This window comes from Pseudomonas sp. Yb2C2 (genome assembly GCF_052112325.1).
GTDB lineage: Bacteria > Pseudomonadota > Gammaproteobacteria > Pseudomonadales > Pseudomonadaceae > Aquipseudomonas > Aquipseudomonas marginalis.
In genome coordinates, this window is the sequence record NZ_JAVAJK010000023.1 from 1 (window position 1) to 14522 (window position 14522).

At 62.8% G+C, this 14522-nt stretch carries 8 protein-coding genes and 1 rRNA gene; 8 read left to right on the top strand and 1 reads right to left on the bottom strand.

Features of this window, described 5'->3' with window-relative positions; translation table 11 throughout:
- The 7 genes from rrf to Q8X51_RS25935 all read left to right on the top strand — a co-directional run.
- Positions 1 to 76: ribosomal RNA gene (rrf, locus tag Q8X51_RS25905) — 5S ribosomal RNA — on the top strand; the annotation flags it as partial.
- 136 nt (positions 77 to 212) lie between these two features.
- Positions 213 to 3662 carry an exodeoxyribonuclease V subunit gamma gene (gene recC, locus Q8X51_RS25910; RefSeq protein ID WP_407694716.1) on the top strand — a complete coding sequence of 1150 codons (3450 nt, stop codon included), beginning with the start codon at positions 213 to 215 and terminating at the stop codon, positions 3660 to 3662.
- Positions 3659 to 7333 (top strand): exodeoxyribonuclease V subunit beta, encoded by a 3675-nt coding sequence (recB, locus tag Q8X51_RS25915; protein ID WP_407694717.1) that lies wholly within the window; start codon positions 3659 to 3661, stop codon positions 7331 to 7333. Before recC ends, recB begins: the two co-directional genes overlap by 4 nt.
- Positions 7330 to 9435, top strand: coding sequence for an exodeoxyribonuclease V subunit alpha (gene recD / locus Q8X51_RS25920; RefSeq protein WP_407694718.1), 2106 nt, complete (start codon positions 7330 to 7332; stop codon positions 9433 to 9435). Before recB ends, recD begins: the two co-directional genes overlap by 4 nt.
- 12 nt (positions 9436 to 9447) lie before the next feature.
- A complete protein-coding gene (locus Q8X51_RS25925) occupies positions 9448 to 10014 on the top strand; it encodes a YfiR family protein (protein ID WP_065925941.1) in 567 nt (188 codons plus the stop codon).
- A complete protein-coding gene (locus Q8X51_RS25930) occupies positions 10011 to 11273 on the top strand; it encodes a diguanylate cyclase domain-containing protein (protein WP_065925942.1) in 1263 nt (420 codons plus the stop codon). Before Q8X51_RS25925 ends, Q8X51_RS25930 begins: the two co-directional genes overlap by 4 nt.
- 4 nt (positions 11274 to 11277) lie before the next feature.
- Positions 11278 to 11769 carry an OmpA family protein gene (locus Q8X51_RS25935; protein WP_065925943.1) on the top strand — a complete coding sequence of 164 codons (492 nt, stop codon included), beginning with the start codon at positions 11278 to 11280 and terminating at the stop codon, positions 11767 to 11769.
- A gap of 144 nt (positions 11770 to 11913) precedes the next feature.
- On the opposite strand, the gene Q8X51_RS25940 is transcribed toward Q8X51_RS25935, so the two are convergent.
- Positions 11914 to 12861, bottom strand: coding sequence for a LysR family transcriptional regulator (locus tag Q8X51_RS25940; protein ID WP_065925944.1), 948 nt, complete (start codon positions 12859 to 12861; stop codon positions 11914 to 11916).
- Between the two features lie 131 nt (positions 12862 to 12992).
- On the opposite strand from Q8X51_RS25940, the gene Q8X51_RS25945 reads away from it, so the two are divergent.
- Complete coding sequence (locus Q8X51_RS25945; protein ID WP_065925945.1) at positions 12993 to 14510, top strand: CoA-acylating methylmalonate-semialdehyde dehydrogenase; 1518 nt, start codon at positions 12993 to 12995, stop codon at positions 14508 to 14510.
- The last annotated feature ends 12 nt before the right edge of the window (positions 14511 to 14522 follow it).

Genomic DNA, 14522 nt, shown 5'->3' on the forward strand with positions numbered 1-14522 from the left:
CGAACTCAGCAGTGAAACGATGCATCGCCGATGGTAGTGTGGGGTTTCCCCATGTGAGAGTAGGTCATCGTCAAGATTAAATTCCGAAACCCCATTTGCGAAAGCAGGTGGGGTTTTGTTTTGGGCGGTCGGAAAGTGCGAAGAGGCGCCTCGGGAGGGGCTTCAGTGCTAAAGTCCATGCCCTCGATTTTGCTTTTCCCAAGGAAGCCGTTATGCCGGATGCGACGTCCCTCAGTGCTGGATTCATGGTGGTTCACGGCAACCGCTTGGACGAACTGCGCAGCCTGGTGGTGAGTTGGATGCGCCGTTATCCCCTGGCGCCCCTGGAAAACGAAATCGCCCTGGTACAAAGCAACGGCATTGCCCAGTGGCTCAAACTGGCCTTGGCTGAAGACCCGGAAGACGACGATATGGGAGGCTGCGGAATTGCCGCCGCCATCGATGTACAGCTCCCCGGCAGCTTCATGTGGCAGCTCTATCGCATGGTCCTGGGACGTGACGAAATCCCTCCAAAATCCCTGCTCGATAAAGCCCCGCTCACTTGGCGCCTGATGCGCCTGCTCCCGGAACTCATCGATCAACAGCACTTCGAGCCGTTGCAACGCTTCTTGACCCACGACTCCGACCTGCGCAAACGCTACCAACTGGCGGAACGACTGGCTGACCTGTTCGACCAATACCAGGTCTACCGCGCTGACTGGCTGGAAGACTGGGCCGCTGGCCGTCATCAATTGCGTAACGGTCGAGGCGAATCAAAGCCACTCAGCCCGGCCAACTGCTGGCAAGCCGAGTTATGGCGCGCGCTGCTGTTGGACGTCGGTGAAGAGGGCATGGCCGAAAGCCGCGCCGGCGTGCACCAGCGCTTTATCGAACGTATCAATGCGCTTGAGCAAGCGCCGAAGGGGCTGCCTTCCCGGGTGATTGTCTTCGGGATTTCTTCCTTGCCCGCCCAAGCGCTGGAGGCGCTGGCCGGCCTGGCCCGTTTCAGCCAAGTCCTGCTGTGCGTGCACAACCCGTGTCGCCACCATTGGTCCGACATCGTGGCCGACAAAGACCTGCTGCGTAACGAATACAAGCGCCAGGCGCGCAAAGCCGGCATGCCCGTTACCATCGACCCACAAACCCTGCACCAACATGCTCATCCGCTGTTGGCCGCCTGGGGCAAACAAGGTCGTGATTACATCAGCCTGCTGGACAGTTACGACGATCCCAACAGCTACCGCGCCGCTTTTCGCGATGGTCGAATCGACCTGTTCAGCGACAGCGAGCCCACCACACTGCTCAACCAGCTTCAGGACGATATCCTCGAACTGCGCCCGCTCAATGAGACTCGGGAACAATGGCCGGCTGTCGATCTGGAGCGTGATACATCCATCCGCTTCCACATTGCCCACAGCGCCCAACGCGAAGTGGAGATTCTCCACGACCAATTGCTCCAACGCTTCAGCGCCGACCCCACGCTTCGCCCAAGGGACATCATCGTCATGGTCCCCGACGTCGACAGCTATGCGCCGCATATCCGCGCGGTATTCGGTCAACTGGACAGAATCGATCCCCGCTTCATCCCCTTCACCCTGACCGATCAAGGTCAGCGCGGCCGCGATCCCCTGCTGATCGCCGTTGAACACCTGCTCAAACTCCCCGACAGCCGCTTCCCCGTCAGCGAGATTCTCGACCTGTTGGATGTCCCGGCCTTGCGAGAACGCTTCGCCATCAAGGAGCGCGATCTGCCCACACTGCACCGCTGGATCGAAGGCGCTGGCATCCGTTGGGGGCTCAACGCCGAGCAACGCGCGGGTCTCGGTCTGCCGAGTAAGCTGGAACAAAACAGCTGGCGATTTGGCCTTCGCCGTATGCTTCTAGGCTACGCCGTCGGCACCGGTGCAGCCTGCGAAGGCATTGAGCCCTACGACGAAATCGGCGGGCTTGATGCGGCCTTGATCGGCCCACTGGTCGCTTTGCTTGATGCGCTCAGCGATGTCCATCAAGCGCTGTCACAACCCGCAGCACCCCACGAATGGGGCGAGCGTCTGCAACGCCTGATGCAACTCTTCTTCCTACCCAGCAGCGAGCACGACGACTACCTGTTGGGTCAGCTTGAGCAACTCAGGGAAACCTGGTTGGAAACCTGCGAGTCCGTTGGCCTGCAGGATGAGTTACCGCTTACCGTAGTCCGCGAAGCCTGGCTGGCCGGCCTGGATCAAGGCCGTCTGTCCCAGCGCTTCCTCGCCGGAGCTGTCAATTTTTGCACCCTGATGCCCATGCGCGCCATCCCCTTCAAACTCGTCTGCCTGCTCGGCATGAACGATGGCGACTACCCACGCGCCCAACCACCGCTGGATTTCGACCTGATGGGCAGCGACTACCGGCCCGGCGACCGTTCGCGCCGCGAAGACGACCGTTACCTGCTGCTCGAAGCCCTGCTGTCCGCCCGCGACCAGCTCTATATCAGCTGGGTCGGCCGTAGCATCCGCGATAACAGCGAGCGCCCGGCCTCTGTACTCATCGGCCAACTGCGTGACCATATCGCCAGTGGCTGGCACAACGCACAAGAAACACCGCTACTGGACGCGATGACCCAGGAACACCCGCTCCAACCCTTCAGCGCCCGTTACTTCCACGAAGGTGATGCGCTGTTCAGCTATGCCCGCGAATGGCAGTTACTCCACCAAGCTGTGGATAACGTCCCCAAAGAGGATCAACTGGCGCAGCACCAACAGGAAGAGCCCCTGAGTCTCGGCCAGTTGCAGGACTTCCTGCGCAACCCGGTCAAACACTTCTTCAGCCAGCGTCTGAAAGTGTTCTTCGAAGCCGCCGAAGTACCCTTGGCCGATGAAGAACCCTTCGTGCTTGACGCGCTGCAACGCTACAGCCTGAGCGACAGCCTGTTGAACGCTGCGCTGTCCCAGCCCGAACACCTCGACCAGGCCCTCAACGCCCAGGCTCTGCGGCTGCAAGGCAGTGGCCTGTTGCCGATGGTTGGTTTCGGCGAGTGCCTGCGCAACGAACTCATTGAGCCCCTGCCCGACTTGTTGCAACGCTACCAGCAGTTGCTGGCGCTCTGGCCAACGCCACACACCGCTGCAGAACCGATCAGTTTCGAGCATCAAGGTATAGCGCTGGAAGGCTGGATCAGCGGCCTGCATCGACGCAGTGATGGCGGATTGCTGAGTGTCACCACCATCCCCAATAGCATCGGCTCGGTCAAAACACGCAAATGGCATCGTCTGATTCGTCCTTGGGTCAATCATGTGGTGGCCTGTGCCTGCGGTCTGTCGTTGAGCACGGGGTTGGTGGCCAGCGACGATACGTTGCTACTGGCCCCGCTGGATAAGCCCATCGCCCGGGAAATCCTCGGCAACCTGCTGTTGGCCTGGCACAGCGGCATGAGAGAGCCGCTCCCGGTAGCCGTCAAGACTGCCTTCGCCTGGCTCAGCCAAACCGATCCGGTCAAAGCCCACGCCGCCGCGAGCAAAGCCTATGAAGGTGACGGCCTGACCACCGACGGCGAGCGTCGCGAAACCCCGGCGCTCACCCGACAGTTCCCCGATTACGCCGCCCTGGTCGCCAGCGAAGAGTTCGAAGGCTGGTGCGAAACCTTGTATCGACCGCTCATCAACGCCCCATGGCGATCACTCACAGGCGAGGAGGCCGGCCCATGAGCAGCAAACCCTTGGCCCTGGCCTTCCCGTTGAATGGCAGCCAGCTGATTGAAGCCAGCGCCGGCACCGGCAAAACCTTCACCATCTCCGCCTTGTACCTGCGTCTGGTCCTTGGCCACGGTGACGGTGAGTCCGGTTTTGGCCGTGAACTGCTGCCGCCGCAAATCCTCGTGGTGACCTTTACCGATGCCGCCACCAAAGAGCTGCGCGAACGCATCCGCATTCGTTTGGCCGAAGCTGCACGTTTCTTCCGCGAAGAGATTGAACAGCCCGACGCGCTGATCGCCGACCTGCGTGCGCAATACCTCCCCGAGCAATGGCCCGCCTGTGCCAACCGCCTGGACATCGCCGCCCAGTGGATGGATGAAGCGGCGGTTTCCACGATTCACAGTTGGTGCCAGCGCATGCTGCGCGAACACGCGTTCGACAGCGGCAGCCTGTTCACCCAGACCCTGGAAACCGACCACAGTGACCTGCTCGGCGAAGTGCTGCGCGATTATTGGCGACTGTTCTGCTACCCGATGCACGACGACGTACTCAACTGGGTACGCAACAACTGGGGCGGCCCGGCCGCGTTGATGCCACGCGTGCGCGCACTGTTCGGCAGCGAACGGCCGACGGATGAAACCCGCGAACCCGCCGAGTTGATCAACGCTTGCCTGCAAGAACGCCGTGAAGCGTTGATAAACATCAAGGCTCCCTGGCAACAATGGGCCGCCGAGCTACGCGATATCTGTCTGCAAGCCGTAGCCGCCAAAGCCGTCGACGGCCGCAAGATGCAAGCGCGTTACTTCGAGCCCTGGTTCGAAAAGATCAGCGCCTGGGCCGCTGACGAAACCCTCGAGCAACTGGACATCGGCACCGGCTTCACTCGCCTCACCCCCGACGGCATGGCCGAAGCCTGGAAGGGCGACCCGCCGCAACACCCCGGCATCGACGCCATGGCCGGCCTCAAGGCCGCCCTCGACGCGCTGCCAACCCCCGACGCGGCGGTGTTGCAACACGCTGCCGTTTGGGTGGGCAACCGCTTTGAAGAAGAAAAACGCCGTCGTGCCGAAATGGGCTTTGACGACATGCTGATCCGCCTCAACGCTGCCCTGCGAGCCGATGGCGGCGAGCGTCTGGCCAGTGTGATCCGCGAGCAGTTCCCGGTGGCCCTGATCGACGAGTTCCAGGACACCGACCCAGTGCAGTACAGCATCTTCGACAGCATCTACCGTATCGAAGAGAACCACCTCGACAGCGGCCTGTTCCTGATTGGCGACCCCAAGCAAGCCATCTACGCCTTCCGCGGCGCCGATATCTACACCTACCTGCGTGCGCGCAAATCCACGCTCGGCCGTCATCACACCCTGGGCACCAACTTCCGTTCCAGCCATGCGATGGTCGAGGCAGTGAACCACGTGTTCCAGCGGGCGGAAACCGGCCGCGGCGCGTTCCTGTTCCGGGAGTCGAATGGCGACAATCCGGTGCCGTTCCACCCGGTGTTGTCCCAAGGCCGCAAGGAAAAGCTGCAGGTCGACGGCCAAACATTGCCGGCGATGAACCTTTGGCATCTGCCCACCGACCAGCCGGTTTCCAACGCGGTGTACCGCCAACAACTGGCCGGCGCCTGTGCCACGCAGATTGTCGAGTTGCTCAACGGCGGGCAGCAAGGTACGGCTGGTTTCCTGCAACCGGACGACAGCTTCAAAGGCGTACTGCCGTCGGACATCGCCATCCTCGTGCGCGACGGCAAGGAAGCCCAGGCCGTGCGCGCCGAGTTGGCCGCCCGTGGCGTGCGCAGCGTGTACCTGTCCGACAAGGACTCTGTCTTCGCCGCCCAGGAAGCCCACGACCTGCTCGCCTGGCTCAAGGCCTGTGCCGAGCCGGACGTCGAGCGGCCGCTGCGGGCCGCCCTGGCTTGCGTCACCTTGAACCTGTCACTGCCGGAACTGGAGCGTCTGAACCAGGACGAACTGGCGTGGGAAAGCCGCGTGATGCAGTTCCGAGGCTACCGCACGATCTGGCGCACCCAAGGCGTGTTGCCGATGCTGCGTCGCCTGCTGCACGACTTCAAACTGCCGCAAACCCTGATCGCCCGCAGCGACGGCGAACGTGTGCTGACCAACCTGTTGCACCTCAGCGAGTTGTTGCAACAAGCCGCGTCGGAACTGGACGGCGAACAGGCGTTGATCCGCCACCTGGCCGAGCACCTGGCGTTGTCCGGCCAGGCCGGCGAAGAGCAAATCCTGCGCCTGGAAAGTGACGAGCAACTGGTCAAGGTGGTGACCATTCACAAATCCAAGGGCCTGGAGTACGACCTGGTCTTCCTGCCTTTCATCTGCTCGGCCAAGCCGGTCGACGGCAGTCGCCTGCCGCTGCATTACCACGATGAACACGGCAAATCCCACGTCAGCCTGCGCCCGACCGCCGAGTTGATCGCCCAGGCCGACGATGAGCGCCTGGCCGAAGACCTGCGTTTGTTCTACGTGGCCCTGACCCGCGCCAAACATGCCTGCTGGCTCGGCGTTGCCGACCTCAAACGTGGCAACAGCAGCAGCTCGGTACTGCACCTGTCGGCGCTGGGTTACTTGCTCGGCGCCGGTGCGTCGTTGAGTGAGTCTGCCGGCCTCGCGCGTTGGCTGCTGGATCTGCAGGACGGCTGCCCGGCCATCCACTACGCCCCTGTGCCCGACGCCCAGGACATCCTGTTCCACCCGCCGCGCAACACCGCCCACTTGCTCGCGCCCTTGTTACCCAAGCGCAAGGCCGCCGAGAACTGGTGGATCGCGTCCTACAGTGCCTTGCGCATTGGCGACAGCATGAGCGTCGCCCACCTTGAAGCGCCCGAAAGCCCACAGGCGCAAAAGCTTTTCGATGACGAACGTCTCGATCCCGATGCACCGCGTGACGTGGCGGCGTCCGGCGCAGACATTCACCGTTTCCCACGCGGTCCGAACCCCGGCACCTTCCTTCACGGCCTGCTGGAGTGGGCCGGGGAAGAAGGCTTCAACGTGACCTCGCAAGCCATCGAACACGCCGTAGGCGCGCGCTGCAATCGCCGCAACTGGGAAGGCTGGATCGTCACCCTCAGCGATTGGCTGGGCCATCTGCTGCACACGCCGCTGCCGGTGGATAACGACCAGGTCGCCCTGAGCGACCTGCAGCACTACCAGATCGAAATGGAGTTCTGGTTCGCCAGCCATAAAGTCGACGTGCTCGCCCTCGACAAGCTGGTGTGCCAGTACACCCACAACGGTGTGTCCCGCGTCGCCGCCGAACCGGTGCTGCTCAACGGCATGTTCAAGGGTTTTATCGACCTCACCTTCGAACATGACGGCCGTTACTACGTGGCCGACTACAAATCCAACTGGCTCGGCCCTGACGATTCGGCCTACACCCAGGACACCATGGAACAGTCGATCCTCGAGCACCGCTACGACCTGCAATACGTGCTTTACCTGCTCGCGCTGCATCGTCAACTCAAGGCGCGCCTGCCGGACTACGACTACGACCGTCATGTGGGTGGCGCGCTGTACCTGTTCCTGCGCGGCACTCAGGCCGTCAGCCGAGGGGCGTTTTTCACCCGGCCGCCACGGGAACTGATCGAAAGCCTGGACCTGCTGTTCCAGGGCAAGCCCATCCCGCCCAAGGCTGAGCCTGCCTGGGAACAAGGAGTGTTGTTATGAGCCTGTCGCCGTTACCGCTTGAGGCGTTAGCGCCCTTGAGCCGCGCCGCCGACCTGGTGCACCTGCTGGAGCGTTGGGTTGACAGGGGGTGGCTGCGGGCGTTGGACAAGGCGTTCGTGGGCTTCCTGCACGAGCTCGATCCACACGCCGACCCCTTGGTCCTCCTGGCGGCGGCGCTGACCAGCCATCAACTCGGCCACGGCCATGTGTGCCTGGACCTGTTCGAAACCCTCAACGCGCCGGATTTTGCCCTGTCCCTGCCGCCCGAAGGCGACCTGCAAAGCGGCGCCATGCTGCTGCCGTCGCAATTGCTCGACGGCCTCGACGGCGCCCACTGGTGCCATGCACTGGCCGCCAGCCCGTTGGTCGCCCTGGCGGTGGACGGCAGCGAATCGGCACACAGTCGTCCCCTGGTACTGTCGGGCAAACGCCTGTACCTGCGCCGCTACTGGACTTACGAACGACGTATCGACAGCGCCTTGCGCCTGCGTCTCGCCACCCAGGAAAACGTCGCCGCCGATTTGCCCCAGCGCTTGAATGGCTTGTTTGACCAGCCGGCGCCCGATGGCGTGATCGACTGGCAAAAACTCGCCTGCGCCCTGGCCACCCGCGGTGCATTCAGCATCGTCACCGGCGGCCCCGGCACCGGCAAGACCACCACCGTGGTGCGCTTGCTCGCGCTGTTGCAGGCGCCCGCCGTAGAGTCTGGCAGCCCGTTGCGCATCCGGCTGGCCGCGCCGACCGGTAAAGCCGCCGCGCGTTTGACCGAATCCATCAGCCAGCAAGTGCTGTCGCTGAACGTACCGCAAAGCGTGAAGGAAAAGATCCCGACCCAGGTCACCACGGTTCACCGCTTGCTGGGCAGTCGCCCGGGCACTCGGCACTTCCGCCATCACCTTGGCAACCCGCTGCCCCTGGATGTGCTGGTGGTGGACGAAGCCTCGATGATCGACCTGGAAATGATGGCTAACCTGCTGGATGCGTTACCGCCCCATGCTCGCCTGGTGTTGCTGGGCGACAAGGACCAACTCGCCTCGGTAGAGGCCGGCGCCGTACTCGGTGATTTGTGCCGCGACGCCGAAGCTGGTTGGTACAGCCCCCACACCCGCCAATGGCTGCAAACCGTCAGCGGCGAAGACCTCAGCGCCAGTGGCCTGCACGAAGACCTCGATGGCAGCCATCCCTTGGCCCAGCAAGTGGTGATGTTGCGCTACTCACGGCGTTTCGGCGAAGGCAGCGGCATCGGCCAACTGGCGCGCTGGGTCAACCAGCAAAACGCCGAAGAGGCCCGCAAGCTGCTGGCCGCGGGCAGCCACAGCGACTTGTTCTGCGTCAGCCTCAAAGGCGAGCACGACCACGCCCTGGAGCGCCTGGTGCTGGACGGGCAGGGCGACGGCGCCCAGGGTTATCGCTATTACCTCAACTTGCTGCACAGCGCGCGCCCCACCGTCGACACCCCGCGCGATGACCTCGCCTGGACCCACTGGGCACAACAACTGCTGCAAGCCTTCGATGCGTTCCAACTGCTCTGCGCCGTGCGCAAGGGCCCTTGGGGGGTGGAGGGGCTGAACCTGCGCATCACGGCCGCCTTGCGCAAAGTGCGCCTGATTGAAGGCGATGAGCAATGGTACGAAGGCCGCCCGGTGTTGATGACCCGCAACGATTACGGCCTGGGCTTGATGAACGGCGACATCGGCATTGCCCTCAAACTGCCTGAAAGCGACGGCGGCCCCCAGGTGCTGCGCGTGGCTTTCCCGCGTAACGATGGCCAGGGTGGCGTGCGCTTTGTCCTGCCCAGCCGTCTCAATGATGTGGAAACCGTGTACGCCATGACCGTGCACAAATCCCAGGGCTCGGAGTTCACCCACACCGCGCTGATCCTGCCGGACGCGCTGAACCCGGTGCTCACCAAAGAGTTGATCTACACCGGCATTACCCGCGCCAAGCGCTGGTTCAGCCTAATCGAACCCCGGGGCGGGGTGTTTGAAGAGGCCGTGCGACGCAAGGTCAAACGCTTGAGTGGGTTGATGCTGGCGTTGGGTCAGGAGTCAGAACTATCTGATGCTGTGCTATCGTTGCGGCATCACCCCGAAAACACCTGAGAGTATCGCTGCATGAACGTGGCCGTCTCGCCCACAGAGCGTAGTTTGAGCTGGAGGCGCCTGCTGCTGGTGGCGGTTCTATGCCTGCTGGCGCCCCGCGTATTTGCCGAGGGCCCAGGCCCGGCGGACCAGCGCGCCCAGGCGGTCACGCAAGTGGTACTCGGTATCCTCAGCTATGCCCGCTGGCCGGTAGAGCCGGAGCAACTGCGCCTGTGCATCGTCGGCCCGACCCAATACACCGACGACCTGATCAAAGGCACCACCCAGGCTACCGGTCGTCCGGTCGTGGTGCGGCGCCTGCTGGTCGACCACCCCGATGTGGTCAACGCCTGCGACGCCGTGTACATCGGCAAACTCAGCAATGACGAACGCAACCGCCTGTTTGCCTCGTTGATCGGCCACCCCGTGCTCAGCATCAGCGAAGGCGGCGACCAGTGCACCGTGGGCAGTCTGTTCTGCCTGCGGGTGGGCGATGAGCAAGTGTCGTTTGAGGTCAACCTCGACTCGGTGGCGCGCAGCGGCGTGCGCATTCATCCCAGCGTGTTGCAACTGTCCCGGCGCCGGGCGCCCGCCACATGAAAGTGGCGAACGTACGACCTACCCTGCGTTCCGTCATCGGCCGAGGGCACATGATCCTGGCGCTGGTGGCGGTGACGCTGGCCAGTGTTTCCCTGACCCTGCTCGGCGTGTTGGCGCTGCGGGTCTACGCCGAACACAACCTGCACCTGATCGCCCGGTCCATCAACTACACCGTGGAAGCGGCCGTGGTGTTCAACGACCGCGGCGCGGCCACCGAAGCCCTCAGCCTGATTGCCTCCACCGAAGAAGTCGCCCAGGCTGACGTGTTCGATAGCAGTGGCCGGCTGTTGGCGCACTGGGAACGTCCGGAAACCGGCATGCTCTCCCGGGTTGAACTGGCGCTGGCGCATACCCTGCTCGAGCAGCCCATCAGCCAACCGATCCTCCACCAGGGGCGCACCATCGGCAGCATTCACCTGACCGGCCACGGCGGTAGCCTGCTGCGCTTCCTGCTCAGCGGCCTGGCGGGGATCCTGATCTGCACCGTCCTCAGTGCCTGGGTCGCCCTGCACTTGGCGCGGCGTCTGTTGCGTGGCATTACGCAGCCGCTGCAAAGCCTCGCCGCCGTGGCCCACGCCGCCCGCAGCGAGCGTGACTTCGACCGCCGCGTGCCGCCGGCCCGCATCGCCGAACTCGACAGCCTGGGCAGCGACTTCAATGCCTTGCTTGGCGAGATGGAAGCCTGGCAAAACCATCTGCAAAGCGAAAACGAAACTCTCGCCCACAAGGCCAACCACGACAGCCTTACCGGTCTGCCCAACCGCGCGTACTTCGAAGGCCGCCTGATTCGCGCGCTGCGCAGCGCCGCCAAAGCCAAGGAGCAGGTGGCCGTGCTGTACCTCGACAGCGACCGGTTCAAAGAGATCAATGACAGCTTCGGCCATGCCGCCGGTGATGCCGTGCTGGTGGCCGTCGCCGAACGGGTGCGTGCGCAATTGCGTGAAGATGACCTGGTAGCGCGCCTGGGCGGTGACGAGTTCGCCATCCTGCTGGCGCCGCTGCACAAGGTGGAAGACGCCCAGCGCATTGCCGAAAAAATCATCGCCAGCATGGACATGCCGATTGCCGTGCCTGGCGACACCCAGGTGTTGACCTCCCTCAGTATTGGTATCGCCATCTACCCCGAACATGGCGTCACACCCGGCACCTTGCTCAATGCCGCCGATGCGGCGATGTACCAGGCCAAGCGTTTGTCCTCGGGTGGCCAGCAAACGGCGGAGTCGGAGAGCCCCGTCGTCAACGTTCAACACAGGAGTTGATCCCTTGTTCTCGACCGCGCGTCTTATGTTTATCACCCTGCTGGTGACACTGCTCGCCCTTGGCGGCTGCCAGACGGCGCCTCCCAAAGGCCTGACCCCGGCGCAAGTCGCCGTCCTCAAGCAACAGGGCTTCGAGCTTACCGATGACGGCTGGGCGTTCGGCCTGTCCGGCAAAGTGCTGTTTGGCAGTGACGTCGAAACCCTTAACCAACCCAGCACCGACATCGTCCAACGCATCGGCAAGGCCCTGCTGGGTGTGGGCATCGAGCGCGTACGCGTCGATGGCCACACCGACGGCTCGGGCAAGGAAACCTACAACCAGCAACTGTCCCTGCGCCGCGCGAAAAGCGTGGCGACGGTGCTGCAGGGCGTGGGCATGAAAGAGGAAAACATCCAGCTGCGTGGGCTGGGCAGCAGTAAACCGGTGGACACCAACGACACAGCGGAAGGGCGTACCGAGAATCGGCGGGTGTCGATTGTGGTGATCGCGGACTGAGCCGGCAGTCCGATTTCAATCTGAAATCCAATCAAAATGTGGGAGAGGGCTTGCCACCTCCCACATTCGAACGGTGTTCGCTTAGTTGGCCGGAGATTCTCTAGGAGCCTCCTGCCATTTAAGGGGAGTTATCGTTGCTGGCCCTTAATCCGCAAACCGCATCTCCCTTGTCTCCCCCATCAACAACCCCTGGTTCTGCTCCGTCACTTCCCTGATGTAATCCCACAGCAGAGTAATCCGCTTCAACTTCCTCAGGTCCTCCCGGCAATACATCCAGAACTGCCGGGTAATCGCAATCTGCTCCCCTAGCACCGGCAGCAACCGTGGATCCTGCGCCGCCAGAAAGCACGGCAAGATCGCCATCGACCGCCCTTGCTGCGCCGCCACGTACTGCGCAATCACGCTGGTACTGCGCAGGCTGGCGCTGGCGCCGGGCACGACGTTGGCCAGGTACAGCAGCTCCGAGCTGAAGGCCAGATCATCCACATAGCTGATAAACGGATGCTCGGCCAAATCTGCCGGTTTGTGGATAGGCGGGTGTTGGTCGAGGTATTCCTGGGTCGCGTACAGCTGCAGTTTGTAGTCGCACAGTTTGCAGCACACGTAGGGCCCGTGTTCCGGGCGTTCCAGGGCGATGACGATGTCGGCTTCGCGCTTGGACAGGCTGATGAAGTGGGGCAGGGGCAGGATGTCGACCGAGATGGCGGGGTAGGTGTCGACGAAGTGGCTCAACTGCGGGGTGACGAAGAAGCTGCCGAAGCCTTCGGTGCAGCCCATGCGCACATGGCCGGACAGCGCCACGCCGGAGCCGGACACTTGCTCGCAGGCCATGTGCAGGGTGCTTTCGATGGACTCGGCGTAGCCCAGCAAACGCTGGCCTTCGGGGGTGAGGACGAAGCCGTTGGTCCGGGATTTTTCGAACAGCAGCGTACCGAGGGACACTTCCAATGAGCTGATGCGCCGCGACACGGTGGTGTAGTCCACCGCCAGGCGCTTGGCGGCGACGCTGGCCTTGCGGGTGCGGGCCACTTCGAGGAAAAACTTCAGGTCATCCCAATTCAGGGAACCCAGTGATGTGATGTTTTTTTGCATATTGGACCGGCTTTTATGTGCGTTCTTATTAGAGATTTGCACATCTATACTCCAAAAACAGTCCGAACGCCTCATTCTTCAAGGCGATTCAAGCGCCTTGTCTCTGCATAAATATAAGAGTTGGAGACCACATGAACGCATCTGCCGATATTTCCGTGCAACAGGTCAAGTTGCTCATCAATGGTGAGTGGGTCGAGTCCAAGACCACCCATTGGCAAGACATCGTCAACCCGGCCACCCAGCAAGTGCTGGCCAAAGTCCCGTTCGCCACGGCCGATGAAGTCAATGCCGCCATCGACGCCGCCCATCAAGCCTTCCAGACCTGGAAGCTGACGCCGATCGGCGCGCGCATGCGCATCATGCTCAAGCTGCAAGCCCTGATCCGCGAACACTCCAAGCGCATCGCGGTGGTCCTCAGCGCCGAGCAGGGCAAGACCATTGCCGATGCCGAGGGCGATATTTTCCGTGGCCTGGAAGTGGTGGAGCACGCCTGCTCCATCGGCACCCTGCAAATGGGCGAGTTCGCCGAGAACGTCGCCGGTGGCGTCGATACCTACACCCTGCGCCAACCCATCGGCGTGTGTGCCGGCATTACCCCGTTCAACTTCCCGGCGATGATTCCGCTGTGGATGTTCCCGATGGCCATCGCCTGCGGCAACACCTTCGTCCTCAAGCCGTCCGAACAAGACCCGCTGTCGACCCTGCTGTTGGTGGAGCTGGCGCTGGAAGCCGGCGTACCGGCGGGTGTGCTCAACGTGGTGCACGGCGGCAAGGACGTGGTGGATGCGCTGTGCACCCATAAAGACATCAAGGCTGTGTCCTTTGTCGGTTCGACTGCCGTCGGCACTCATGTCTACGACCTGGCCGGCAAGCACGGCAAGCGCGTGCAATCGATGATGGGCGCCAAGAACCACGCCGTGGTGCTGCCGGATGCCAACCGCGAGCACACCCTCAATGCCCTCGTCGGTGCCGGTTTCGGCGCGGCGGGCCAGCGTTGCATGGCCACCTCGGTGGTGGTGCTGGTGGGCGCGGCCAAGCAATGGCTGCCGGATCTGAAAGCGCTGGCGCAAAAGCTCAAGGTCAACGCCGGCAGCGAAGCCGGCACGGATGTCGGCCCGGTGATCTCCAAGCGCGCCAAGGCCCGTATCCTGGAATTGATCGAAAGCGGCGTGAAAGAAGGCGCCAAGCTCGAGCTGGATGGCCGCGACATCAAGGTGCCGGGCTTCGAGCAAGGCAACTTCGTCGGTCCGACCCTGTTCTCGGGCGTGACCACCGATATGCAGATCTACACCCAGGAAATCTTCGGCCCGGTGCTGGTGGTGCTGGAAGTCGACACCCTCGATCAGGCCATTGCGCTGGTCAACGCCAACCCGTTCGGCAACGGCACCGGCCTGTTCACCCAGAGCGGGGCGGCGGCGCGTAAATTCCAGAGCGAAATCGATGTGGGCCAGGTCGGCATCAACATCCCGATCCCGGTGCCGGTGCCGTTCTTCAGCTTCACCGGTTCCCGTGGCTCCAAGCTCGGCGACCTCGGCCCGTACGGCAAGCAAGTGGTGCAGTTCTACACCCAGACCAAGACCGTCACCAGCCGTTGGTTTGACGACGACACGGTCAACGATGGCGTCAATACCACCATCAACCTGCGCTGATTCGGGAGACGA

Excerpts from the sequence above, each read along its gene's own strand:
- recD (WP_407694718.1), top strand. The coding sequence starts at position 7,330 with ATGAGCCTGTCGCCGTTACCGCTTGAGGCGTTAGCGCCCTTGAGCCGC.
- recB (WP_407694717.1), top strand. The coding sequence starts at position 3,659 with ATGAGCAGCAAACCCTTGGCCCTGGCCTTCCCGTTGAATGGCAGCCAG.
- Q8X51_RS25940 (WP_065925944.1), bottom strand. The coding sequence starts at position 12,861 with ATGCAAAAAAACATCACATCACTGGGTTCCCTGAATTGGGATGACCTG.
- Q8X51_RS25945 (WP_065925945.1), top strand. The coding sequence starts at position 12,993 with ATGAACGCATCTGCCGATATTTCCGTGCAACAGGTCAAGTTGCTCATC.
- Q8X51_RS25930 (WP_065925942.1), top strand. The coding sequence starts at position 10,011 with ATGAAAGTGGCGAACGTACGACCTACCCTGCGTTCCGTCATCGGCCGA.
- Q8X51_RS25925 (WP_065925941.1), top strand. The coding sequence starts at position 9,448 with ATGAACGTGGCCGTCTCGCCCACAGAGCGTAGTTTGAGCTGGAGGCGC.
- recC (WP_407694716.1), top strand. The coding sequence starts at position 213 with ATGCCGGATGCGACGTCCCTCAGTGCTGGATTCATGGTGGTTCACGGC.